This window comes from Marinobacter sp. es.048, from assembly GCF_900188435.1.
Lineage (GTDB): Bacteria > Pseudomonadota > Gammaproteobacteria > Pseudomonadales > Oleiphilaceae > Marinobacter.
Map to the genome: position 1 here is coordinate 2,219,274 of NZ_FYFA01000001.1, position 24,310 is coordinate 2,243,583.

The 24,310-nt window shown below is 56.2% G+C and carries 23 protein-coding genes; 8 read left to right on the plus strand and 15 right to left on the minus strand.

The window, feature by feature from the left end; all coding sequences use genetic code 11:
* Window positions 1-15: 15 nt before the first annotated feature.
* From ccoG to ccoN, 5 genes are all read right to left on the minus strand, one after another.
* Window positions 16-1,446 carry a cytochrome c oxidase accessory protein CcoG gene (ccoG, locus tag CFT65_RS10255; RefSeq protein ID WP_088827929.1) on the minus strand — a complete coding sequence of 477 codons (1,431 nt, stop codon included), beginning with the start codon at window positions 1,444-1,446 and terminating at the stop codon, window positions 16-18.
* A 128-nt stretch (window positions 1,447-1,574) separates the two neighbouring features.
* Window positions 1,575-2,465: a cytochrome-c oxidase, cbb3-type subunit III gene (gene ccoP, locus CFT65_RS10260; protein ID WP_088827931.1), complete on the minus strand. Its 891-nt coding sequence runs from the start codon at window positions 2,463-2,465 to the stop codon at window positions 1,575-1,577.
* Entirely contained in the window at window positions 2,462-2,647 is a 186-nt protein-coding gene (locus CFT65_RS10265) for a cbb3-type cytochrome oxidase subunit 3 (protein WP_088827933.1), read from the minus strand. The genes ccoP and CFT65_RS10265 overlap by 4 nt, the downstream gene beginning before the upstream one ends.
* Window positions 2,648-2,651: 4 nt before the next feature.
* Window positions 2,652-3,260 (minus strand): cytochrome-c oxidase, cbb3-type subunit II, encoded by a 609-nt coding sequence (ccoO, locus tag CFT65_RS10270; protein WP_088827934.1) that lies wholly within the window; start codon window positions 3,258-3,260, stop codon window positions 2,652-2,654.
* Between the two features lie 15 nt (window positions 3,261-3,275).
* The gene (gene ccoN / locus CFT65_RS10275) at window positions 3,276-4,706 is read right to left on the minus strand and encodes a cytochrome-c oxidase, cbb3-type subunit I (RefSeq protein WP_088827936.1); all 1,431 of its coding nucleotides are present in this window, start codon (window positions 4,704-4,706) and stop codon (window positions 3,276-3,278) included.
* Window positions 4,707-4,926: 220 nt separating this feature from the next.
* Between ccoN and CFT65_RS10280 the strand changes: the two genes are divergently transcribed.
* Window positions 4,927-5,574: an alpha/beta family hydrolase gene (locus tag CFT65_RS10280; protein ID WP_172408453.1), complete on the plus strand. Its 648-nt coding sequence runs from the start codon at window positions 4,927-4,929 to the stop codon at window positions 5,572-5,574.
* A gap of 3 nt (window positions 5,575-5,577) precedes the next feature.
* Here CFT65_RS10280 and CFT65_RS10285 read toward each other — a convergent pair whose 3' ends face one another.
* A complete protein-coding gene (locus tag CFT65_RS10285) occupies window positions 5,578-7,419 on the minus strand; it encodes a sensor domain-containing diguanylate cyclase (RefSeq protein ID WP_088827938.1) in 1,842 nt (613 codons plus the stop codon).
* 112 nt (window positions 7,420-7,531) lie between these two features.
* Between CFT65_RS10285 and rlmM the strand changes: the two genes are divergently transcribed.
* Entirely contained in the window at window positions 7,532-8,608 is a 1,077-nt protein-coding gene (gene rlmM / locus CFT65_RS10290) for a 23S rRNA (cytidine(2498)-2'-O)-methyltransferase RlmM (RefSeq protein ID WP_088827939.1), read from the plus strand.
* Here rlmM and CFT65_RS10295 read toward each other — a convergent pair.
* Window positions 8,605-8,895 carry an antibiotic biosynthesis monooxygenase family protein gene (locus tag CFT65_RS10295; protein WP_088827941.1) on the minus strand — a complete coding sequence of 97 codons (291 nt, stop codon included), beginning with the start codon at window positions 8,893-8,895 and terminating at the stop codon, window positions 8,605-8,607. The genes rlmM and CFT65_RS10295 overlap by 4 nt on opposite strands.
* A gap of 86 nt (window positions 8,896-8,981) precedes the next feature.
* Between CFT65_RS10295 and tusA the strand changes: the two genes are divergently transcribed.
* Window positions 8,982-9,221, plus strand: coding sequence for a sulfurtransferase TusA (gene tusA / locus CFT65_RS10300; protein WP_088827943.1), 240 nt, complete (start codon window positions 8,982-8,984; stop codon window positions 9,219-9,221).
* Between the two features lie 12 nt (window positions 9,222-9,233).
* On the opposite strand, the gene dsbD is transcribed toward tusA, so the two are convergent.
* Window positions 9,234-11,102 carry a protein-disulfide reductase DsbD gene (gene dsbD, locus CFT65_RS10305; RefSeq protein WP_228705815.1) on the minus strand — a complete coding sequence of 623 codons (1,869 nt, stop codon included), beginning with the start codon at window positions 11,100-11,102 and terminating at the stop codon, window positions 9,234-9,236.
* Between the two features lie 187 nt (window positions 11,103-11,289).
* Between dsbD and CFT65_RS10310 the strand changes: the two genes are divergently transcribed.
* Genes CFT65_RS10310 through pdxB form a run of 3 tightly spaced genes read left to right on the plus strand, consistent with a single transcriptional unit; the run spans window position 11,290 to window position 14,329 of the window.
* Entirely contained in the window at window positions 11,290-11,880 is a 591-nt protein-coding gene (locus CFT65_RS10310; protein WP_088827946.1) for an elongation factor P hydroxylase, read from the plus strand.
* Window positions 11,877-13,160 (plus strand): DEAD/DEAH box helicase, encoded by a 1,284-nt coding sequence (locus CFT65_RS10315; protein WP_088827948.1) that lies wholly within the window; start codon window positions 11,877-11,879, stop codon window positions 13,158-13,160. The genes CFT65_RS10310 and CFT65_RS10315 overlap by 4 nt, the downstream gene beginning before the upstream one ends.
* Before the next feature lie 17 nt (window positions 13,161-13,177).
* Window positions 13,178-14,329: a 4-phosphoerythronate dehydrogenase PdxB gene (gene pdxB / locus CFT65_RS10320; protein ID WP_088827949.1), complete on the plus strand. Its 1,152-nt coding sequence runs from the start codon at window positions 13,178-13,180 to the stop codon at window positions 14,327-14,329.
* A 46-nt stretch (window positions 14,330-14,375) separates the two neighbouring features.
* Here the strand turns inward: pdxB and htpX are convergent, their stop codons facing one another.
* The 3 genes from htpX to CFT65_RS10335 form a co-directional block, all read right to left on the minus strand.
* Window positions 14,376-15,257, minus strand: a complete 882-nt coding sequence (htpX, locus tag CFT65_RS10325) for a protease HtpX (protein ID WP_088827951.1) — start codon at window positions 15,255-15,257, stop codon at window positions 14,376-14,378.
* Between the two features lie 95 nt (window positions 15,258-15,352).
* Window positions 15,353-15,823 carry a hypothetical protein gene (locus CFT65_RS10330; RefSeq protein ID WP_088827953.1) on the minus strand — a complete coding sequence of 157 codons (471 nt, stop codon included), beginning with the start codon at window positions 15,821-15,823 and terminating at the stop codon, window positions 15,353-15,355.
* Window positions 15,824-15,834: 11 nt separating this feature from the next.
* Window positions 15,835-17,049 (minus strand): pyridoxal phosphate-dependent aminotransferase, encoded by a 1,215-nt coding sequence (locus CFT65_RS10335; RefSeq protein ID WP_088827954.1) that lies wholly within the window; start codon window positions 17,047-17,049, stop codon window positions 15,835-15,837.
* A gap of 251 nt (window positions 17,050-17,300) precedes the next feature.
* Between CFT65_RS10335 and CFT65_RS10340 the strand changes: the two genes are divergently transcribed.
* On the plus strand, window positions 17,301-17,792 hold the full coding sequence (locus tag CFT65_RS10340) for a glutathione peroxidase (protein ID WP_088828215.1): 492 nt from the start codon (window positions 17,301-17,303) through the stop codon (window positions 17,790-17,792).
* Here the strand turns inward: CFT65_RS10340 and CFT65_RS10345 are convergent.
* Both CFT65_RS10345 and CFT65_RS10350 read right to left on the minus strand, forming a co-directional pair.
* Window positions 17,781-20,123 (minus strand): hybrid sensor histidine kinase/response regulator, encoded by a 2,343-nt coding sequence (locus tag CFT65_RS10345; RefSeq protein WP_172408454.1) that lies wholly within the window; start codon window positions 20,121-20,123, stop codon window positions 17,781-17,783. The two genes, CFT65_RS10340 and CFT65_RS10345, sit on opposite strands and share 12 nt — an antisense overlap.
* 53 nt (window positions 20,124-20,176) lie before the next feature.
* A complete protein-coding gene (locus CFT65_RS10350) occupies window positions 20,177-20,944 on the minus strand; it encodes a hypothetical protein (RefSeq protein ID WP_088827957.1) in 768 nt (255 codons plus the stop codon).
* Window positions 20,945-21,179: 235 nt separating this feature from the next.
* On the opposite strand from CFT65_RS10350, the gene CFT65_RS10355 reads away from it, so the two are divergent.
* Window positions 21,180-22,190 carry a LysR family transcriptional regulator gene (locus CFT65_RS10355; protein WP_088827959.1) on the plus strand — a complete coding sequence of 337 codons (1,011 nt, stop codon included), beginning with the start codon at window positions 21,180-21,182 and terminating at the stop codon, window positions 22,188-22,190.
* On the opposite strand, the gene CFT65_RS10360 is transcribed toward CFT65_RS10355, so the two are convergent.
* Window positions 22,179-23,144 carry a GNAT family N-acetyltransferase gene (locus CFT65_RS10360; RefSeq protein ID WP_088827960.1) on the minus strand — a complete coding sequence of 322 codons (966 nt, stop codon included), beginning with the start codon at window positions 23,142-23,144 and terminating at the stop codon, window positions 22,179-22,181. The two genes, CFT65_RS10355 and CFT65_RS10360, sit on opposite strands and share 12 nt — an antisense overlap.
* Before the next feature lie 5 nt (window positions 23,145-23,149).
* Window positions 23,150-24,301, minus strand: coding sequence for a cupin domain-containing protein (locus tag CFT65_RS10365; protein WP_088827962.1), 1,152 nt, complete (start codon window positions 24,299-24,301; stop codon window positions 23,150-23,152).
* Window positions 24,302-24,310 lie beyond the last annotated feature (9 nt).

Here is a 24,310-nt window from a genome sequence, read left to right on the forward strand (position 1 = left end):
CCGCTTGATCGGAAATCAGCGCGTTGGACCGACAAATCGGCTTTCAGTTTCAAGGCTCAGCGAAGAATCTGTCTCGGATTGCGCCCTGAATAAGATATCGTTATTGGATTCGGTAATGGATTCTGGCGGCACGTCGACGACGGTCGGCAATGAGCGGTTTTCACCACTTTCAACGGTTACCGAAGTGTCAGTCAGGATCCGGATTCCCTCAAGGCCAGTCACTGCGAGAGTGAAGGTCTGGGGCACTTCCGTCATATTGGCGATCTTCAGCGTGTAGGAATTCTCAACCCGACCCTCGCCATTGAAGTTGTACAGGGCACCGCGATCACGAAGGGCATCCATCTGGGCGGGAACCCGTGTGGCAATTGTGAAGATAATTGCCGCAATCATGAGAAACAGGACTGCCCCATAACCGAAAGTGCGTGGCCGCAAGAGTTTCGAGGTCTTACCTTCAAGCTCATTCTCCGTCGTGTAACGAATCAAACCCCTCGGGTAATCCATCTTGTCCATGATCTCGTCGCAGGCATCAATGCACAGCGCACAGCCGATGCATTCGTACTGAAGCCCGTCCCTGATATCAATTCCCGTTGGACACACCTGAACACACTGGCCACAGTCGATGCAGTCGCCCAGCCCTGCCTCCGCCGGATCTACACCTTTTTTGCGGCCGCCCCGGGGCTCGCCGCGGTTGGGATCATAGGAGACCACACGGGTATTGGGATCAAACATGACCGACTGGAAGCGGGCATAGGGGCACATGTAAAGACAAACCTGCTCTCGCATCCAGCCTGCATTGAGGTAGGTGGCGACAGTGAAGAATGCAACCCAGAAATAGGCCCAGCCATTGGCCTGCAAGGTGAATAGATCTGTGATCAGTTCGCGGATCGGATAGAAGTAGCCAACAAATGTGAGGCCGGTAGCCAGTGCTATGAGCAACCAGACGGTATGCTTGGCGGATTTCTTCGCAATTTTGTTTGCCGAGCTAGGCGCTTTGTCCAGCTTCATCCGCTTGTTTCGGCTGCCTTCAATGCGTTCTTCAACCCACATGAAAATGAAGGTCCAGACAGTCTGGGGGCAGGTATATCCGCACCAGACCCGGCCAAATAGCGTCGTAATAAAAAACAGACCAAAAGCGCTGATAATCAGCATTCCCGAGAGCAAGATAAAATCTTTCGGGTAGAAAGTCGCTCCGTAAAGATGGAATTCACGGGCAGGAAGGTCGAAATGAATCAACGGTTGCCCGTCCAGGGTGAACCAGACAAAAGCAAAGTACATACCCATGAGCAACGTCAGGCTGACGTTCCGAATGCGCTGAAAGAAGCCTTTCACTTCCTTGACGTAAATCTTCTTACGGCTGGCGTATAACTCGACGGTTCCGGGTTTATTGTTGTTGTCGGAGGGGTCAGAGGATGGGTCAACCTGTTTGACCGGGATCTCACTGCTCATCGTTACCTCCAGGAAAATGGTAATACGGGGCAACAGGCCTTTAGGCTGCTGATCTTTTCAAGCCTGTGCCCGCATCACAGACACAGGGTTGAAAAGACCGGGCCGGGGCTATACCCCGGCCGGCTGACTCAGTTCGAGAGGCTATAGACGTAAGCCGCGAGAATCTGAATCTGATCGTCTGATAAAAGACGATCCTGAGCGGGCATCTGGTTCTGGCGACCGTTCATCACGGTCTCCTTGATCCATTCATAGGTCGAGCCATAGAGCCAGGTGTTGTCTGTCAGGTTGGGTGCGCCCAAAGCCTGCATACCCTTACCCTGAGGGCCGTGACAGGCCACACAAGCCTGTGCGAAGACCTGTTCACCTGCTTTGGCCGCTTCGGCGTCCTTTTCCCGACCACTGAAGCTCAGAACATAGTTCACAACCTGGTCAACCTGCTCGTTGGTCATGCTGGGCATGGTGCCTTTGGCCGGCATATTACCCATACGGCCATTGTGCAGGGTTTCCAGGATTGCTTCCGGTGTTCCACCCCAGAGCCAGTCGTCGTCCGTCAGGTTGGGGAAGCCCACCTGGCCGCGAGCGGCAGAGCCATGGCAGACCGCACAGTTGTTGGCAAAAAGGCGCTGCCCGATTTTCATAGCATCGCCGTTTTCAGCCAGCTCGGGTACCGGAGTCTGTCCGAACTGTGCGTAAATCGGGCCATACTTTTCTTCAGCCTCGGCAACCTCGGCTTCCCATTGGTTGGTCGAGGTCCAACCCAGCAAGCCCTTGAAGTTGCCGAGACCGGGATAGAGCGCAAGGTATCCCAACGCAAATATGCAGGTAGCGAGGAACAGGTAGAACCACCACTTGGGGAGTGGATTGTCATATTCCTCAATGCCATCAAAGGAATGGCCCATGGTGCGGTCGGTTTCGGTATCGCTAGTCTGGCTCTTGCGGGTCGCCCAAAGCAGCCACCAGCAGCCAAACACAGTACCCAGCGTGATCACGCTGATCCAGATGCTCCAGAAGGTACTCATTGTTTTTTCTCCGCTTTTTCCTGTTCGAGCGTACGCTGTTCAACGTCGTCATCATCAAAGGGCAGGTGAGCTGCCTCATCGTTGGCCTTCTTTCTGTGGGCGCTGTATGCCCACCAGACAATGCCAAAGAACACCGCCATTACAAGAATCGTGTGAATCCCGCGTAACTCATTGATATCCATTAATTCACCGTCTTTCTGAAATCACTGTGCCCAGCTGCTGCAGATAAGCGACCAGAGCCTCGATTTCGAATTTGCCTTCCACCTGAGCAGACGCTTCTGCAATCTGCTCGTCAGTGTAGGGCACGCCAAGTGTCTGAAGCGTTTCCAGTTTTGCAGCGGTCTTGGTGTGGTCTACCTTGTTTTCGAACAGCCAGGGGAATGCCGGCATGTTGGACTCGGGTACCACGCTGCGCGGATCGTAAAGATGCTGGCGCTGCCAGGCATCCGAGTAACGACCGCCTACGCGGGCCAGATCCGGACCGGTGCGCTTGGAACCCCACAGGAACGGGCGGTCATAAACAAACTCGCCCGCAACGGAGTAGTGGCCATAACGTTCAGTTTCTGCCCGAAATGGACGAATCTGCTGGGTATGGCACACGTGGCAGCCTTCACGGATGTAGATGTCCCGGCCTTCCAACTCAACGGCGCTGAGTGGCTTGAGACCCTCGATAGGCTCATTAACGCTCTTTTGGAAGAACAGAGGCACTATCTCAGCCAGAAAGCCGCCACTGATGGTCAGGACGATCAGTACGATCATCAGGCCAAGGTTTTTTTCGACTATTTCATGTTTCATTCTGATTCTCTCCCGTTACGCCGGCTGTGCTGCCGCGTTGTCCTGCGCAACCGCATCTTTCTGGCGAACGGTCATATAAACGTTGTAAGCCATCAAGAGCATACCGCTCACGAAAATAGCCCCACCGATGAAGCGAACGAAGTAGCCCGGATAAGAAGCTTCCAGAGCCTCAACGAAGCTGTAGGTCAATGTGCCGTCTTCGTTAACTGCGCGCCACATCAGGCCTTGCATGATGCCGTTTACCCACATTGCGACGATGTAAAGAACAACACCGACAGTGGAAAGCCAGAAGTGAACGTTAATCAGAGCAGTGCTATACATCGCCTGAACACCCCAAAGCTTGGGTACGAGATGATAAACCGCACCGATACTGATCATGGCAACCCAGCCAAGAGCACCCGAGTGAACGTGGCCGATGGTCCAGTCAGTGTTGTGGGAAAGTGCGTTCACAGTCTTGATGGCCATCATCGGACCTTCAAAAGTGGACATGCCGTAGAACGACAGGGAAACCACCAGGAAGCGCAGAATGGGGTCGGTACGAAGTTTGTGCCAGGCGCCTGACAGGGTCATCATGCCGTTGATCATGCCGCCCCAGGAAGGTGCGAGCAGAATCAGGGACATAACCATGCCCGCAGTCTGTGCCCAGTCTGGCAGCGCAGAGTAGTGCAGGTGGTGACCACCGGCCCAGACATAGGTCGCGATCAGGGCCCAGAAGTGGACGATAGACAGGCGATAGGAGTAAACCGGACGGTTGGCTTGTTTGGGAACGAAGTAGTACATCATGCCCAGGAAGCCAGCAGTCAGGAAGAAGCCAACTGCGTTATGGCCATACCACCATTGCATCATGGCATCAGTAACGCCAGCGTAGGCTGAGTAGGATTTGAAGGCGCTGACTGGCAGGGCCAGATTGTTGCCGATGTGCAGAGCCGCAACGGTGATGATGAATGCACCATAAAACCAGTTGGCCACATAAATGTGCGGCGTACTGCGCTTGGTAATGGTTCCGAAGAACACCAGAGCGTACGTTACCCAGACAATGGCAATGGCGATATCGATCGGCCATTCAAGCTCTGCGTACTCTTTGGTTGAGGTAAGGCCAAGCGGCAGAGTGATAGCTGCCGAGACAATGATCGCTTGCCAGCCCCAGAAAGTGAACGACGCGAGACCATCCGAAATCAGACGGGCCTGACAGGTGCGTTGCACAACATAATAGGAGGTAGCGAAGAGGGCACTTCCACCAAAGCCGAATATGACGGCGTTGGTATGCAGCGGCCGCAGGCGGCCGAAGTGGGTGAAGGGCAGGTCGAGGTTGAGGGATGGCCAGACCAGCTGTGCTGCGATCAGCACACCCAGGGACATACCTACAATACCCCATACCACTGTCATGATGGTGAACTGCCTTACCACCTTGTAGTTGTATGTCAGGTTTGCATTTACTGTGCTCATAGCCTTACCAATGGGTTTAAAGTGGGGAAATATGCGGGCGCAAGTATGGAGAAACGATTAGCTGTTTGCAATGACTCAGGTCAACTCCTGACATCCGTCAAATGCGCCGAAATCAGCAACATGGCTTCCTTTTCAGTGCCGTTATTGGAGTTGTTTCAGCGTAGGGAATATGTGTTGCCTGCTAGCAATGATAGTCGCTTAATTGGATGAGGTGAATCCTGTGGAGTTGATTAAGACCAAAGGCTATGTGAGTCACTCGGAAGTCGTACTGATTCTGGCTCATGGCGCGGGCGCGCCGGCTGACTCTTCGTTCATGGAGGAGCTTGCCGTGGCGCTTGAGCGGGAAGGTATCGGGACGGTTCGCTTTGAATTCCCCTACATGCAGAAACGACGCCTAGATGGAAAGAAGCGTCCGCCCGACCGGGAGCCGGCATTACTGGAGTATTTTTCCACGGTCGTTGACCAGCTTCGCACAGAGCTCGGGAGCGGAAGCATGATCCTGGTTGGAGGCAAGTCCATGGGCGGCCGCATGGCGAGCATCCTGGCCAGCCGTCGGGATGGCATCGATGGTGTTGTCTGTTTTGGTTACCCGTTCCATCCGCCGGGAAAGCTGGACCGTTGGCGCACAGCACATTTCCGGGATCTGAACTGCCCCATGCTGGTGCTTCAGGGGACAAGGGATCCGTTCGGCAAGCCCGCCGAGATGGACGATCACGAACAGGAACTGGAAGCGATCCGTTTGCGCTGGCTGGAAGGTGGCAATCACGATTTCCAGCCACTGAAAAGCCAGGCCTGGACACAGGGCGATCTGATTGCTTCAGCTGCACGGGAAGCCCGGATTTTTGTGGATGAGCAGCTTTTAGCCTGATCTTCACTCCACTCCAATAGTTTCAGATAGTTGAGCATGGTTGCGGCCCTCGCTTTTTGCGCGGTACAGGGCTTCATCTGCGCGCTCGAATAGCTGGTTCTGCGTCTCGCCCGGGGTGAGCGACGCGATGCCAGCGCTCAGAGTCATTCTCACCTCGGTGCCGTCCGGCGACAGAAGCGGCGTGTTGGCGATATCTTTCAGCAGTAGCGCACAGACGTTCAGGGCCCCTGCCGCATCGGTTCCGGGTAGCAGCAGAGCGAACTCTTCACCGCCGAAACGGATGGCTACATCTCTCGGGCGTTTTACATGCCGGCTAAGCAATTCGGCGATGAACTGAAGGCAGGTGTCCCCGAAGCCATGGCCCCATGTATCGTTAATGTTCTTGAAATGGTCGGCGTCTACCAGGGCCAGCGTCAGGGGCTGGGAGGTTCGACGTGCTTCAGCGCAAAGCTCGGGGAAAATGTTATTCAGATGCCTTCGGTTATAGAGGCCGGTGAGGGCGTCGTTCAGGCTCATCGTTGACAGCTTGCGATTGGCCTTTTCCAGTTCACGCATAGTATTTCGCAACTGTGAAGTGCGTTCGTGGACCTTGAATTCCAGCTCTGTCCTGGCGCTGTGCTCGACATCCAGAAGCTTCTGGTTGAGGAGGCGCCATCGCTGCACCATGGCATAGTTCAGCAGAATCACCTGTCCCCCCACCGCGGATTGCATCAATGCTTCTCTTGCAAGGAAGTCATGGAGGTAGCCAAAGGCCGCCAGGGCGTATATCAGGCCACCAACCAGCATGATAAGCCACGCCAGCAAGTACCACATGGCAGGCTGATAGCCCTGCTTCCACCGAACGGCTGCGATGATGAACAGGCTTGAGATAACAGTCAGAGCCAGAACGGTATTGAGGAGAATGGTCTTGTTGTAGGGCAGCACCAGAGTCAGCGCCAGGAACCCGACGCAGAACCAGGCCTGACCCTTGAGCAGGGTATCTGAGATAGTTCCCCTGTCAACTTCCAGGAACGAGCGGCCAAAAAGTATCATGGCGAGAGCGCAAAGTGACAACGACAGCGGAATGGACGTATTGGCAAAGCTGGCATTGTCTGGCCAGAAGTACTGGTTGGCGAATCCGCCCATAGCAAACAGAAAGAGCCCCAGCGCCGCTAGGTAGAATGCGTTATAGAAGTAATAGCCTGTTCCGGAGCTGAAAAAAAGCAGCAGGTTGAAGACCGCGAAGACCAGGAGGGCTCCGTAGAAAAGCCCATGAGTCAGTGTCAGGTGATTGCTGCGGGCAATCACTTCTGCCGCAGTTTCAAAACTGAGCGGCACGTTCAGTGCGCCATTGCTGTGGATCCGGATCGTCAGAGACCGGGTCTCACCGCCATTCAGGGTGACGGGGAGCAGGAAATATCGGTAGGCTACCGCTCGAGATGCGAAAGGGCGCTGATCACCGGTAACAACTGTCTCTGTAGTATTATTCCCGGTTTGCCAGAATGTAACTTCGTCCAGCAGAGGATAGTTGACTTTCAGGTACCAGGCGGCACGTTCAGTCCCGGAGTTCCTGACCTGTAGGTGGACCCAGTAAACGGATTTGGTATGGCTGAAAACCAGGTCCCGCCCGTTCGCTGGCGTCCACTCCAGCCCCTCCGAAAGCTGGTCAGGATTCGTTGCCGTATGGCCGGGCGCGCCCGGCGGGGCGCTGTAATAGCAAATGTATTGCATCAGGGAAGCGCGGGCAGCAGGATCGGTTGCCTCGAGAGTGGGACAGCCCAACGGGGCGGATCCCTTGTCTGGCAACGCCAAGGCAGGGGTCAGCAAAAGGCTGAGAATGGCAATCAAGCGCAAAACGGACGTCATTCATGGCTTCCCGCGGTTATCAGAGCGGGAAGTGTAGCCAGAGAGGACAATCTGCGCTGTTAAACAGATTCAACTTTTACCGGTTGGTCTCCAACCCCGATTCAGGAAATACATGGAACAGATTCTTGTGTTTTGCCGGCCCGGCTTTGAAACGGAAGCCGGGCGTGAAGTGACTGACTCAGCCGCAGAAAGCGGTATTTTTGGCTATTTCGAACCTGTTAAAGATCAGGGTCTGGTGCGTTTCTACCCGACCGCTCCAGAAACCGCGGATGATGTGATGGCCCGCCTCAAGCTTGATGAACTGGTGTTTGTTCGTGACTGGATCGTGGTCCTGGGGCAATTCAGCTTGCCCGAGGTCGACAGGGTTGGCGCGGTTATAGAAGGGCTCCAGGGGCTAGGGCGAGGCTATCCCGGATGTGCGCGGCTTGAGGTCAGGTTGCCGGAAAATAATGCGGACGGTGATCTTGGAAACTTTGCGCGGAAGTGGGTATCGCCTCTCTCCCGTGGCTTGCGTGGAGCTGGTCTCCTTAAGGCCGACCAGAATGCTTCGGCCCCGGCCCGACTGGAGGTTTTCCTGCAGGACTTCGGTTCGGTTGTTGTGGGGTTCAGCCTTGCGGATAATCGGGCCCGGTATGTCGGTGGCATCCCGCGATTGCGGCTGCCGGCATCGGCGCCCAGTCGATCTGCCCTGAAACTGGAAGAGGCCTGGAAGGTGTTTTTGCCGCCGGAACAGGAGCTCGACTACCTCGGTGGTGGCAAGAAGGCCGCCGATCTGGGGGCCGCTCCAGGTGGCTGGACCTGGCAGCTTGTGCGCCAGGGAATGATGGTAACCGCGGTGGATAACGGCCCCATGAACCCCGAATTGATGGCTTCGGGGCAGGTGGAGCATGTGGAGGCGGATGGCTACGGGTGGCGTCCCAAACGGGGTATCGACTGGATGGTCTGCGATATTGTGGATCAGCCCCGGAAAACTGCGAAGCTGGCCGTCACCTGGCTCGGTGAGGGTCTTTGTCGTTACACGGTATTCAATCTCAAGTTACCGATGAAAAAGCGCTATGACGAGTGGCTGATCTGCCGTGATATTCTTGTCGATGGCCTGAAAGAGGCGGGCATCGGTTTTCGCCTGAAAGCCCGCCACCTGTATCATGACCGTGAAGAAATTACCTGTTTTATCGAGCGGACGGGTTAAAAGGCGCTTTGTTCCAGAACCGTGATGTGTTCTTCCTCATCCATCATGGGGATTAACTCCAGCATGAGTGCTCGGCGTGCGTCGGAGTGAAACCAGCGGTCCCAGTCTGCTTCAGACCGCCAGTTCGCCAGTGTTATCCGGTGATTGGGGTCGTGGCTGTCAACCAGGGTTTCGCCGGATATAAAGCCGGGGGCACTGACAGCCTGCTGGAGAACCTTGCGCGAACGTTCTTCGTAGGCTGTTTCCAGGGTTTCAGCAATATGGCGTTCGATCAGAACCCGGATCATGGCAAACCTCCAAGTGTTTTAACTGTTATAAACAATAATTTAGCAGGTTTTCACGAAAAATCAGGTTCATTGACAGGAGACCTAGTGTGAGCGCAACCGAATACGACCTGGAGCTGGATGCCCGTGGCCTTTTCTGCCCGGAACCGGTGATGATGCTTCATAACCGGATCAATGATGTTCAACCCGGCGGTGTGTTGCGAGTTGTTGCCACTGATCCTTCCACCACCCGGGACATACCGAGGTTCTGCCAGTTTCTTGGTCACGAGCTGATAGATCAGTCCGAAGACAGTGACCTGTTCATCTACCTGATACGACGAGGGCAATAGCTGCCCATCGTGTTAAACCTCCGGGCGCAGCGTCCGGAGGTGGCCAAGGAATTCCGCACGATCCATTTCGCCTAGCACCCTCCGCCGGGAGAGCTCTTCTCCATTGCTGCCGTAGAACAGGATGGCGGGCGGCCCAAAGAGACCAAGGTCGTCCAGCATGGCCTGTTGTTCCGGTGTGTTGTCGGTCATGTCGATCTGCAGCAAAGTATAGGGCGCAAGCGCCTGGATCACATCCGGCTTGCTGAACACATTGCGCTCCATGACCTTGCAGGAAATGCACCAGTCGGCATAGAAATCAAGCATCACGGGCCGGCCCTGTTCCCGGGCCTGTTGCAACATCGCCCGTATTTCAGCGGGCTGTTCGACGCGGACAAAATCAGCGTGCTGGAGACCTCCGGCGCCAACGGCACCGGATGACGCGGAAGCCATGGTAAAGGGTGCCAGAGGTTTCAACGGATCGTTGGCCCCGCCCACAGCGCCTGCGAGCAAAGCGAGGCCGTAGGCGAAAAGAACCAGGCCAAGGCCTTTGCGAGTTCGCTCCCAGCCTGCCTTGGCGGCATCAAAGGCGCCCAACTGGACGCCGGTGATGGCAACAAGGAGGCCCCACAGGGTCAGTGCCAGCCACCCCGGGACCAGGCGCTCAACCAGCCAGATGGCCACCGCCAGCAACATGACACCATAGAAGTGTTTCACCGCAGTCATCCAGTGGCCGGTTGTGGGCAGCAGTTTTCGACCACCCACTGCCACCAGAATCAGTGGAATGCCCATGCCAAGGCCAAGTGCAAAAAGGGCGACACCCCCGATGACGGCATCTTGGGTGGTGGAGATATACAAAAGGCTGCCGGCCAGCGGAGCTGATACGCAGGGCGATACAATCAGGGCAGACAGAGCGCCAATACCGAAAATACTGAACACCCGGCTTCCGGTGAGCCGGTGGCTGGCGTCATTGAGTGGTTCACGAATGAAGCGCGGTAGCTGGATTTCAAACACGTCGAACATGGACAGTGCAAATACCACGAACAGCAGGGCAAAGACGCTCAAAACCCAGGGTGATTGCAGTTGTGCCTGAAGGTTGAAGCTGGCGCCGAGCAGGCCGGTCAGCACGCCGGCTGCAGCGTAGGTCAGTGCCATGCCCAGAACGTAACTGCCCGACAAGAGCAGGGCATGCCCAGCGGTTCGTGTGTTCCTGCCGGAAACCAGGGACGAAATAATGGGTACCATGGGCAGAACGCAGGGGGTGAAGGTCAAACCCAGCCCCAGCAAAAGAAACACACCTGCGATCACAAGGGTAGATTGCTGAGCCAGAAAACCCGCGAGTCCGGTGGCGGTTTCCGTGTTGACAGGTACGCTGCCGCCTCCCGAAAAACCGGCTGCCGACGATGATGGCGAGCCGGAGCCGCCACTGCCCTGATAGAAGAGTGCATCCCGGGTCTGGGGCGGGTAACACAGCCCGGCTTTGGCGCAGCCCTGATAGGTTACCTGCAGCTGTGCCTCCCGGACGCCGGCTGGAAGAGAGACCGGAACACGGGCTTCAATGGGGTCAAAGAATACCGTGGTTCTTCCGAAGAATTCGTCTTCAGTCACCGTTCCTGATGCCGAAAATTCCGGTTCGCCAAGTTCGACATCGGGATTGGTAGCAGTGATGCTTACCCGTTTGCGATAAAGATAGTGCCCGGGTGTGATGTCCCAGGTGAGAACCACGGCGTCAGCGTCGGTGGTGAAACTGAAGGGCAGAGCTTCGTCGACCGGAAGGAAATCATTACTCTGGCCGCCAAACAGGGAGCCCCCATTACTGCCAAGGGCCCAGGCAGAAGAGGAGGCCAAAAGCATCAGGCTGAGTGCAAGAATCAGGTTTAGTGGATGCACCCGTTGGCGTTTCATCTTTGTTACTGCAGCGAAAGCCATCATTGATTGTAGGATTTCCCGGTTAGTGTCTCTTTGATCAGACTGTTTCAAAGTCGGACTGTTACAGCGCAGTCGCAGCCGGCTCACGCCAGCAATGGACATGAGGGGGTTGTCAAAGTTCCCTCTGGTATTGGGGGCGGTAAAGTCGCACAATAGCCACCCAATGAATCACAGTCCAAATGATCTTATCATGCTGTTTAATGACCTTTTCCGGGAAGCATACCGGACAGTTCTGGTCAAAGGCAGCGATGAACCTGAATACTTGCCTGCCAGCGGGCCCGAAGGCTTGGCTCAGGTTGTTTTTGCTCACGGCTATTATGCCAGCGCTTTGCATGAAATAAGCCACTGGTGTATTGCTGGTGAGTACCGGCGCACACTTCACGACTATGGTTACTGGTACTGTCCGGATGGCCGTACACTGCAGCAGCAAGAGGCTTTCGAGCAGGTCGAGGTAAAGCCACAGGCCATTGAATGGTTGTTTTCGGTGGCTGCGGGTTCCCGATTTAACATCAGCGTGGACAACCTTTCCGGAGTTGGCGCCGCCAATGAAGAGCGTTTCCGACGCAACGTACGGAACCAGGCGGGCGAGTATCTGTTAAGGGGTCTGCCGCCCCGGGCCCAGACATTTTTTGATTCGCTGGCAACATTTTATGGAACCGGAGAAGCCATTGAAGAGCGCTGGCATGAAGATGCCCGGCGTATCGCTCCGTTATATTCTGAATCAGGACATTCCCAGGAAACTGAGACTTTATGACATCTGACCCAAAACACACCGGCGATCTGAGATTCAGCGATCTGAACCTCGACAAGCGTTTGCTGGATGCCATTACGGCCATTGGTTTTGAATACTGCACACCCATTCAGGCAGAAACACTGCCCTGGACCCTGGCCTGCGAAGATCTGATTGGTCAGGCGCAGACCGGCACTGGTAAAACCGCTGCGTTTCTGATTACGGCAATCCAGAGTCTGCTTGAGACTCCGATTCCAGAAAAAGACCGTTTTGCCTCTGAGCCGCGTGTTCTGGCCCTGGCGCCAACCCGGGAACTGGCGATGCAGATCGCGAAAGACGCCGAGCAATTGTGCCAGCATACCGGGCACAACGTGGTTACCGTTGTGGGCGGCATGAACTATGACAAACAGCGCGACCAACTCCAGAATGAGATCGTCGACATTCTCGTTGCGACTCCGGGGCGCCTGATCGATTTCCTCGGCTCCCAGGACGTATTCCTGGATCAGCTCGACATCCTGATTCTGGATGAGGCTGATCGCATGCTGGACATGGGGTTCATTCCGGATGTTAAACGGATTATTCGCAAGTGCACGCCCAAAGATGAGCGCCAGACACTGCTGTTCAGTGCCACGTTCAACCAGGATGTGCTCAACCTCGCCTCCATGTGGACGAGCAACGCAGAGTTTGTTGAGATTGAGCCCGAACAGAAGACGGCTGAACGAGTTGAGCAAACAGTGTACCTGGTCGGCGACGATGAGAAGCTTCCGGTGCTCGTGAATTTCCTGAAACGGCCCGAAGTGGAAAAGGCATTGGTGTTCGCCAACCGGCGGGATCAGTGTCGCGACCTGGAAGAAGACCTGAGAAACCAGGGGGTCAAGGTGGCGCTGATGTCTGGAGAGATCGCCCAGAACAAACGCCTCAAAACCCTGGATCAGTTCAAGAAGGGAAGTATCCAGGTGCTGGTCGCCACCGATGTGGCCGGCCGTGGCATTCACGTAAACGGCGTTACCCATGTATTCAACTATAATCTGCCGGATAATGCCGAGGATTACGTGCATCGTATCGGGCGCACGGGCAGAGCTGGCAAGCATGGGGTTTCCATCAGTTTCGCCGGTGAAGACGATTCTTTCGCACTCCCGGCCATCGAAACCTACATCAGCCAGAAACTGAAGACTGCGGTGCCCGATGAGGCGCTCATGGCGCCGATGGAAAACCCGCCGATTACCCGAAAACGCGGCCGGCGGCCGCAGGGTTCAGGCGGTCGTGGTCAGGGTGGCCGTAATCAGCGTCAGCGCAGGAACTGACAGGGCCGGACATCATCATGTTGATCGTAGCAGACGAAAACATTCCTCTACTGGACTCATTCTTTGGCGACATAGGTGAGATTCGGCGGGTGTCCGGTCGCTCCATGTCGAGCGACGATGTCCGGGACGCCGATATACTGCTGGTTCGTTCCGTCACCAGAGTAAATCGCGAGCTTCTGGAGGGCAGTCGGGTCCGATTTGTGGGTACAACCACCATCGGTACTGATCATGTCGATCTCGACTGGCTTGAGCAGGCTGGCATTCGCTTTTCTGCGGCGCCGGGCTGCAACGCCAACAGTGTGGCCGAGTACGTGTTGTCCGTGCTGTCACTGCATGCTGAACGACGTGGCTTGTCGGATTGGTCCCAGCTAAGCGTCGGAATCGTCGGTGTCGGTAATGTTGGTGGGGAGCTGGCCCACAAGCTGGAACGCCTTGGATTCGATGTGTGTCTTTGCGATCCGCCCAGGGCGGACCGGGAAGAGGACGACCAGGAGTTTGTGGTGTTGGAAGAAGCCATGCGGTGTGATGTGGTGTCCCTGCATACGCCTCTGACAAGTGAAGGTGACCATCCCACTCTGCACATGATCGGTTATCCAGAGCTTGAGGCGCTGGGTGCAAACCAACTCCTTATCAATGCCGGGCGTGGAGAAGTCATCGATTCTTCAGCGTTGCTGGTCCGGCTTGAACAGGGCCATGCGCCCGCCGTCGCCCTGGATGTTTGGGAGCAGGAGCCCAGGATTCATCCCGAGCTGGTTGACCGGGTCTGGCTGGCGACACCGCACATTGCCGGGTACAGCCTGGAGGGCAAGGTTCAGGGAACGGAAATGATCTATCAGGCCCTGAGCCAGTTCCTGGGGCTGCCGGTTCGCAAAAAAGCGGGCCAGTTTCTACCGGAGCCAGCCCTCAGCAAGATTTCCTTTACCAGCTCGGCGGACGAAGAGGATGCGATTCGCATTGCGCTGAGGGCCTGTTACGACCCTCGCCGGGACGATGCCAGGCTTCGCAATGCCATGATAGGCTCATCTGAAGAGCGGGGTGCGGCGTTTGACAGACTGCGTCGGGACTACCCGGTTCGTCGGGAGTGCTCCAGTCTCAAGATCCAGCTCAAGGGAACCAGTAAATCGCTGCAGGACAGTTTCCGGGCTATCGGATTCAAGTTGAAGATCTGATTGAGCAACGCCGGCACAACAAAAAACGGGGCATGGCCCCGTTTTTTTATAGCTTGGCGCTCTGCAGCGCCTCTATCCGGTCTTCCAGTGGCGGATGCGTCATGAAAAGGGCACTCAGGCCGCCCCGGGCTCCGCGATTAATACCGAACGCCTGGAGGGAGTCCGGCATCTGATCTGGCACTTCACTTTCCTGTTTTAGCCTTGCCAACGCGCTGATCATGGCTGAGCGACCTGCCAGTTGAGCACCGGCGATATCCGCCCGGAATTCCCGGCGGCGGGAGAACCAGAACACGATAGTGCTGGCGAGTATGCCCAGAACGATTTCGGCAACGATGCTGACGGCGAAGAAGCCGAGCCCATGCCCGCTTTCATTCTTGAAAATCACCCGGTCGACGAAGGAGCCGATGACCCTGGACGCGAAAATGACGAAGGTATTCACCACACCCTGAATCAAAGCCAGTGTCACCATGTCACCGTTGGCAACGTGGCCGATTTCGTGGCCCAGGACTGCCCTGATCTCATCCTTGTTAAAACGATGTAAAAGGCCTTCGCTGACAGCGACCAGCGCATCGTTCTTGTTCCAGCCTGTTGCGAAGGCATTGGACTGGGACGCCGGGAAGATAGCGACCTCCGGCATGCCGATACCGGCGTTTTTCGCCAACTCCGCTACAGTATCCACCAGCCAGCGTTCGGCGGGTGTTCTCGGGGAGTCAATGACCCGGGCCTTGGTGCTCCATTTGGCCATTCGCTTGGATATCAGCAGTGATACGATAGCGCCGGCGAATCCGAAGACTGCAGCGAAAGCCAGCAAAGAGCCATACTGAATACCATTCTGAGCGAGGTAGCTGTCCACGCCCAGAAGTCGCAGTGTAAAGCTGGCAACTAGTATTACAGCAAGGTTGGTTGCCAGAAACAGCAGAATACGCATGTTGGTTCCCTGATCAGTTCGTCACAGAAAATAAAGCCGTCATTCAGACCGTTATATGCGGCCGCGGTTCAATCAATCAACGAGCTTACGTTGATTTAATAATTGCCGCGGTCGGCAAAAAAAGTTGCCTGCATGATCTGGCTGATTCGGGCGGAGTTACCACCGCGCAGCGTCTTGCGGATCAGGTGGATATGGGTGGAAAGATCCTCCTGGACCGAGGGGGGCAGGCTATCGGCGGCAGTTTCCTCGGGGATTCCGAATTCGTTGGTCAGCGTCTTGGGCGCCGGGGCGCTCAGGCGGATAAAGGCGTCTCTGGTCAGTACCGCCTGGTCCAGTGCTTCCTGGCGGATGGTGTCGACGTACCGAAGCAGACCTTCCTCTGCGAGCCAGAGCAGTGCGCCAAAACAGGCCATATGTCGCTTGCTATGGAGACCGAACTCGTCCGGCTCATCCGGACCGGCAATGTCCTCGACAAACAGGTTTATCCGACGCGGGAATGCGCCATATAGCTGCACCAGAGCAATCGCCGCATCCTTGTAGAATTCCTCGACGTGTATGTCCGCCATGGTTGTCCCCGTTATTGCTGGTATTGGCCAAGGAAATTCCCGAGTCGACCCATGGCGTCCTCCAGGGTGTCTTCCCGTGGCAGAAAGACCACTCTCAGGTGCTGCTTGTCATCGATATTAAAGGCGGAACCCTGTACCAGCAGGATTTTTTCCTGCAACAGCAGGTCCAGAACCAGTTTCTCGTCGTTCACGATGGGGAAGTGCTTCGGATCCAGTTTCGGGAACAGGTACAACGCGCCCTGAGGTTTGACACAGCTTACCCCCGGAATGTCGTTGAGCATCCGCCAAGCGGTTTCCCGCTGCTCATACAGACGTCCGCCTGGCGCCACCAGATCGTTGATGGACTGGTAGCCTCCCAACGCTGTCTGAATGGCCAGTTGGGCCGGCACATTGGCGCACAGGCGCATGTTGGAGAGCATGTCGATGCCCTCAATCAGATCCTTTGCCCGATGTTTGGCTCCGCTGACGATCATCCAGCCCGAGCGGTAACCCGCTGCACGGTAATTCTTGGACAGGCCGTTATAGGTAAAGAAGAGCACATCGTCAGCCAGTGACGCGGTGGAAATGTGCTGGGTACCGTCATAGAGAATCTTGTCGTAGATCTCGTCCGAGAGGATGATCAGGTTGTGCTTTCGGGCCAGTTCGATGACTTGTTCCAGAAGTTCCTTTGAATAAACAGCCCCGGTCGGGTTGTTGGGGTTGATCAGAACAATGGCGCGGGTCCGCCGGGTAATTTTCTTGCGGATATCGTCAATATCCGGAAACCAGTCCTGCTGTTCGTCGCAGCGATAGTGCACCGGTTTGCCGCTGGAAAGTGTGACTGCAGCGGTCCACAGGGGGTAGTCCGGGGCCGGGATGAGTACTTCATCACCGGTGTTCAACATGGCCTGCATGGTCATGACGATCAGCTCACTGACGCCGTTACCGAGGAAAATATCGTCAATATCGACTTTGTCGATGCCCCGTTGCTGGCAGTAGTGCATGACTGCCTTGCGGGCAGAGAACAGCCCCTTTGATTCCACATAGCCTTGGGCCTGGTGCATGTTGTAGATGACGTCCTGCTGGATTTCCTCAGGGACATCCAGCTCAAATGCAGCAGGGTTGCCGATGTTGAGCTTCAGCACGCGATGACCTTCTTCTTCGAGTCGACGCGCTTCCCGCAGAACTACGCCACGGATTTCATAACACACGTTATCCAGCTTGGCGGATTTGTAGTAGTTCTGCATAAGACCCGGACGTCCTTCTTTTGAGATCGAAAAATGGCACCTGCCAATGCGACAGGCCTTTATTCTAGCGGAGCGAGGGCCGGCGGCAACAGGGGAATTATGATGAATTGTGTCGTGGTAAGGCAGATTTAGCTCACAAACCTGAAGCGGTTTTAAAAATGATCCCCGTACAGCCTGCATTGCCATGGTTTTTTGGTCTGTGTTGTGAACAATGGTCCAGGAAGAACGCAAAACATCAAATGGAGAAGCTTATGGCAGGCGAGACGGTCTACGATTTCACGGTACGGGATATCAAGGGCAACGAGAAAAGCATGGCAGAGTACCAGGGTAAAGTGCTTCTGATCGTTAATACCGCCAGCAAATGCGGATTCACTCCCCAATTCGAGGGCTTACAGTCCCTACATACCGAATTGGGCGACAAAGGCTTTGAGGTTCTGGGCTTTCCCTGTAACCAGTTCCTGAATCAGGATCCGGGCGATGAGGATGCGATCAGCCAGTTCTGCAGTCTGAATTACGGTGTCGATTTCCCCATGTTCTCCAAGGTTGACGTCAATGGCGATGGCGCTCATCCGTTGTTCCGCTTTCTCAAGCGCGAAGCCAAGGGGCTTATAGGGTCTGAAAAAGTGAAGTGGAACTTTACCAAGTTTCTGGTCGGGCCAGATGGCAAGGTTGTTCGTCGCTATCCGCCCACGACAAAACCCGAAGATATCCGGGCCGACATCGAGAAGCTGCTACCGGCCTGACCCTTCCGGTGAGACAGGGGGACGCCAGCGCTCAATCACAGCCCGGAGCTCATCACGCTTGTATGGCTTGGTTATGTAGTCGTTCATGCCCGAGGCAAGGCAGTCTTCCCGATCGCCCTGCATCACATTCGCCGTAACTGCAATGATCGGCAGATGTTTCCATTCCGGGTTCTGGCGAATCCTCTGTGTCGCCTCATACCCATCCATCACCGGCATCTGACAATCCATCAGCACCAGGTCGTAGTGGTTCTGTTCAAGTGCCTGTATGGCTTTTAGGCCGTTCTCGGCGGGGTCCGCCCGGTGACCGAGTTTTTTCAGTAGGCTGGTTGCCACCAGCTGGTTCACCTGGTTGTCCTCAACCAGAAGGATCGACAGAGAAGATTCCGTGCCGTTATGTTCAATGGGTTCAATGGAGGGGGCAAGCTGGTCGTCGGCGGGGGGCAGCCCCGCGGCCAGGCCAAGGCAGCGGAGCAGTTCGTCCCGTCGCAATGGAAGTGGCAGTAGCTGATGTTGCCCCTTGCCCGGGGGCAGGGTCCCGGTAAAGTCGGCAAGAATGACGCCGGCGCCTTGCCAATCGGCGGCAAATTCCAGGGTTTCCTCATCCTCGGCGCTGGCCAGCGCCAGTAGAATTCCGTCCGGGTGCCTGCTTGCACCGCGGATTGGAATGCCCCACTTCCGGAGCTGAGCCTCGATCGGAGAGCGGTGTGGGCTGTCCGGTGGGATGGCCATGGCAACTCCGATCTCCTTGAGTCGGCTGTCTACCCCGGCTACATCGCTGTCTGCCTCATGAACCGGCAACGGCAGGGTCACGGTGAAGTGGGTTCCGCTGCCTTCCCGGGAGTCCACCAGGATCTGGCCGTGCATGCGTTCCACCAGTTGACGGCAGAGTGTCAGTCCCAGGCCGGTACCGCCAAATCGTCGTGTGGTATCGACGTCGGCCTGAGAAAAAGGTGAGAAAATCCGATGCAGGCCTTCGTTGGACATTCCGATCCCGGTGTCGACCACGTCAATTCTCAGGCTTCCCCCGGAATGGCCTGCCCGAATCTTTGCGCTGCCCTCATCGGTAAACTTGATAGCGTTGCTCAGCAGGTTATTGAGCACCTGGCGCACCCGTGTCGGATCGCCCAGGAAGTTTTCGGGCAGGTCCGGGTCGATTTCGGTAACCAGCTGAATGTGTTTCCGGCGCGCCTGCTGGGCGTGGAGTGTTGCGCATTCCTCTATAAGATGCCGGACGCTGAACGGGATGTTTTCCAGGCTGAGTTTGCCGGCTTCTACTTTTGAGATGTCCAGTATGTCGTTGAGCAGCCCGAGCAGGCTCTCGCCGGCGTTCAGGGCGATTTCCATCCGATTGCGTTGTGCCGGGTCCAGTTCGCCCTCAAGTGCCAGGCCAAGCATGCCCAGTACGCCGTTGAGAGGGGTGCGGATCTCGTGGCTCATACTGGCCAGGAAGTTGGCCCTTGCCCGTGCCCGGCGAACAGCATCTTCCTTGGCTTTCACCAGTGCGCGGTTACCGCGTTGCAGGGCCTCGTTCTTCTCGGAGATTTCCCGGGTACGATCCTCCACTTCCTGCTCAAGCTGGGTGGAGTAGTTCTTCATGGTAATCTCGGCGTGTCGCAGCTGGACAAGACTCGAGTCAATGGTTTCGAGATGCTGGTTGATAATGCCAACCATGGTGCCGATTTCGTCTTCCCGATGGTTTGCCGGTATCGGGAGCCTGACTTTTTCGGGAGAGCTGGCTCGCACCTGGCTCAGCGCGCTGATCACGTTGAGCATGGGGCGGGTGAGAACGAAATAGAAGATAGCCAGCAACGCCGCAGACAGGATCAGACTTTTCAACAGCCCACTGATCAGCGTGTAGCCGGCCCTCTGGAGAAACAGCGCGCCATAGTGATAGGTATCGATAGTGACAGTCAGATGCCCTAGTGGCAGATCCTCAAGCTGCGGAACCTGCAGTTCCTGCCGGAAGACCCGGTCGGAGCCGAACAGCAGATCGCTCACCCATCGGTAGGGCGACACCGGACTGCTTTTGCTGGCTGCAGCCATGGTCTCGTCATCGTTGTCGGTAATCCGTGCATCGATGGTGGCGGGGTGGCGCAGCAGGCCATCGAGTAATTCTTCCGCCAGCCGGACATCAATATTGTAGGCAATCTGGGAGGCCGGGCTGTTGCTGATATCGATCAGCGCGTGGACTTCCTTCTCCATGGACTCCTTTGCGCTGAAGTAGTCCAGGGTTATCTGAACAACGTTCAGCACCAGCCCGAGAGCCATTGCAACCAGTACCGTGTCCCGAGTCAGTCGATAGGAAAGTCGTTGTTTGAAGCCCTTGCTCACGGGTTTGCACTGTCCCTGTTGGCGGGCCTGCATTGGCGACCCGTTCTGTGCCTTCAGTCGTCGTAATCGGCCTTTTTCTTCCACTCGTCGTCGTGGAGGAAGGTATCCCACTCTCGATCCAGTTTGGACTCTCCCTGCGGGCTTTCTTTGCCCTCGGCACTCATCGCTTCCAGTTCCTTGATGCGCGTCCGGAAGCTTTTGACTGCTTTCATGGCCAGGGGATTGTCGCGGGATTTGCCCATCTCGGTACTAGCAAGGTGATAGGCGTGGATGGCCTTTCGGATCTGGTTCTGGCGCACGTAGTCCCGGGCCTGAAACACATGCAGGTCCGCGTGGGTCTTGTGGACCAGGAAGAGCACGTACTTGAGGTTTTTCTTGGCAGAGGCCGCATCAACCCGGCCGCTTTTGTGCATGGCTTCGATCATCTTGAACAGATTCTGAAGCAGTTCCTTGACGTAATTGGATTTTTCGGCGGAATCAATCTTGACCGGAGTGGTGGTGTCGCGCTTTTCGATGATCTGTGTTTTCAGCTCGGTGGCGGAGGCCTGCCACTCCTTGACCGGCAGGTTCGACTTCAGTCCGGCCAACTCCGTACAGGCTTCTTCCATGCGTTTAATCAGGAGCAGTTTCAGGTCGGCGGTCAGATACTGGCCGGGAATTTCAGTCAGCAGCCGATTGGCCCTTTTGTAGGCGTCTTCCTGAGCTGTAATCTTGCGTGCCCGTTCAATGCGGGCGCGCTCGCGCATCTGGCTGAGCACAATAATGACAATCGAGACGGTAACAATTGCCGCCAGCAGAAGGACGATCGTAGTGGTATCCATTTTGTCAGTAACGACTCCGGCTTCAGGATCAAATGATGGCGGGTGTATCAACCGGCCTCAAAACACCGATATTATTCAGCAAGTGTCCGAAAGACTAGCAGAAATACCGCCTCAGATCCGTTTTCAAATGTGAAAGTTCGTGTCGCAGATTGATTACGTGAATCCTCCGCATCATGTATATTGCTTTTGTGAATGAGCCTGGCTTATCCCATTTTACTGGTGTTCCGGAGTTTTTGTGGATATTTCCCGTGTTGATCTGAATCTGCTCGTCTACCTGGATGTGTTGTTGCGTGAGCGGAATGTTACCAAGGCCGCCAACCACTTGGGTATTACCCAGCCTGCGATGAGCAATGGTCTGAGGCGGTTGCGCGACTTGTTCAGTGATCCGCTGCTGGTTCGAACCAGTGAGGGTATGACGGCCACGGAGCGTGCGCGGGAACTGCAACCGCTGGTACGGGGAATCCTGTCGGATATTGAGCAGGCAGTGCAGGAGAAGACACCGTTTTCGGCTTTGGAAAGCCAGAGAGTGTTCCGGATAATGGCAAGTGATTATGCCGAATCCTGCCTGATGCCCCGGGTTCTGAGACGGATCCGTCAGGAAGCGCCCCACGTCACCCTGGACGTGCTCACCCCCAGTGATGTCAGCTTTCTGGATGTGGAGCAGGGCCGGCTCGATATGGCCATCAACCGGTTTGACAAGATCCCCCAATCTTTCCACCAGAAGACTCTGTGGACCGAGTATTTTGCCTGCCTGATGAACGCCCGTAATCCAGTGCTGAGAGAGCCGTTTACCCTGGATACCTATCTGGACGCCAGCCACATCTGGGTCAGCAAGACCGGGTTTGGCGTTGGCGTGGGTGTTAACCCCAAGGACGTCCAACGTCTGGGTTGGGTGGACGAGGCGCTCTCAAGAATGGGCCGCAAACGCCAGATATCCGTATTTACCCGTCACTACCAGGTGGCCATGCTTCTGGCGGAGCAGCATGATCTGATTGCCACCTTGCCATCCCGGGCGGCCTGGCTGCAGAAAGACAACCCGAATCTAGTGGTCAAGGTGCCGCCGTTCGAGATCCCGCCATTTGAACTTAAAATGGCCTGGAGTCCACTGTTACAGCACAATGCGGATCACCAGTGGTTGCGAAAACTGATTGCCGAGGTGGCCACTGAAGTGGATACCGAGTTTGCTCCGTTCGGGGCCAGGTTCGAAGCGCCGGACACGCCCCAGGCCCATCACTCAGAGCGGTAGTTCCCGAAGTTCAAGGGAAGGGCGCGCGGCATCCCACATTCGCTGGAAGTTTTCCGCGAGCAGTTTTACGCGCCCACTATCGGAGAACTTTGCGAACCCCTCCGGCCTGTAGAAGTCATGCCGGTACACCACGCCTTCCCGATCCGCCAGAATAAAGGGCTGGTCCTCGACCGGATAGTCCTCATTGACCAGGCGCAGCTCCATGCGACTTGGCAGCCGACGCATAAGCTCGACCAGCATGTGGCGACGCTTCACCAGGGGCTTGTCGTCATGGATCAACAGCCTGACCTCACTCAGCCTGTGCCGACGGGCAAGGGCGGATATCAGCTCCCGGAAAAGATGGCGATCGTACAGGTCATGTTCAAGCAGGCGGTCGTAAAGCCAGATACGCTGGCCTGCCTGGCCAACCACCGAATCCATCAGACCCAGGAGTCTGGCCTCTGTATCAAACAGCCAGGAATCCGTATCGCTGCCCAGAATCATTGGCTGATCCTTGCTGCTGAGACCCTCAGCGGCGAGAGCCGGTGCCAGGCAGCGCATGTCAAAGTGGGGAATGCCGGCGTCGTCATAAACGTCCGAACAGACATGGAAGCCCGAACGTTGGTAGAAGGGAATGGCGTGCTCCTGGGCAGAAAGCCTGAGCTCGGAAAATCGTTCGGCGGATTCTGCAATAAGGTGTCTCAGCAGTGCCTCCCCGACCCCCTGTCCCCGGTACTGGGGCAATATCGCCATGCGACCAATATGGCCGGTTTCTTCGAGGGTCGAAAACAGCCGGGCCACTCCGGCCGGGGTGTTGTCCGGCATTACTGCGAGGTAGTGATCGGCAATTTCGTCGGTTTCATCCCACTCCAGCTCCGGCGGGACTTTCTGCTCATCAATAAACACTTGCTGGCGAATATCACGGATGGATCCCGGGGCCAGTTGCCAGCTATATTTGCGAAACCGAATGCTCATAATGCCTATTCGAAGTAAACGGAACCCTGATTGTAGAGCGTGGTCAGAAGCCCAAGCAACGCCTCATCGCCAGCAAACCCGGCCAGGGCAGCCATGTCCACACGGGCAGCGGAACACAGTAACGGAGCGACTGGCCGGGCGTCGCCTTTGAGCAGGAACTGCTCGCCATCGACAAACAGGGCGGTTTCACTGGGAAAGTCGTAGTAAGCGAAACGGGAACCTTCGTTCCAGCGTAACTGCTCGCCCGCATGAATCGCTTCGGCAACATCCTCCGGAGACGCCGGCTCCTCGGCGGGAACAACAATGTCCATGCTCTTGGGCGCTGTTGAAAACTGGCCAAACCAGAGGGCAAGTTGCCGGCGGTCCCCGAGCTTTTCCCGGATGACACTCTCCAGGCGGTCGACCACATCGGGTTGAATCGTGCCGGGGTTGTCCTGGACCTGGAGGTCCGGATCGTTCAGGTGGTCCGCCGCGTCGGACTGACTGCACAGGAAGTCGGTGAAGCCGGTAAGGATATCGTCCATAGTCGGCGCCCGGAAACCCACCGACAGGGTGATGCAGTCGTCTTCGGCCACGCCGTGATGGCCGATACCCGGCGGCAGGTACAGCATGTCACCGGGTGCCAGGGTAACGGTTTCTTCGCCATCCCAGCTGCTCAGAATCCGCAGAGGGGTGCCTTCCACTCGAGGCGAGGTATGGTCGCAATGCCCACCAAACGTCCACCGGCGGTGACCCTGGGCCTGGAGCAGGAAAACATCATACTGGTCGTAATGGGGCCCGACACTGCCGCCTTTCGGTGCAAAGCTGGCCATGATGTCATCCAGACGCCAATTGGGAATGAACCGGAAGTGCTCCAAAAGGTCGGCAATATCCGGCACCCAGTGGTCCAGCCCCTGAACCAGCAGCGTCCAGTCCTGTTCGGGCAGGCTGCTGAACCGGTCCGGGGAAAACGGGCCATTGTGCAGCTGCCAGGGCTTGCCATCGTCGTTTTCAATGACAATCCGGGACTCCACGCCTTCCTCGCAGGCCAGTCCCGCCAGTTCATCGGCGCTGACCGGGCATTGGAAGTCCGGGAACGCCTGGCGGATAACCAGCGGCTTTTTCTGCCAGTAATCCCGCAGAAATTCAGAGGGTGTCAGTCCGCCAAGCATGTCCATGGGTGTACT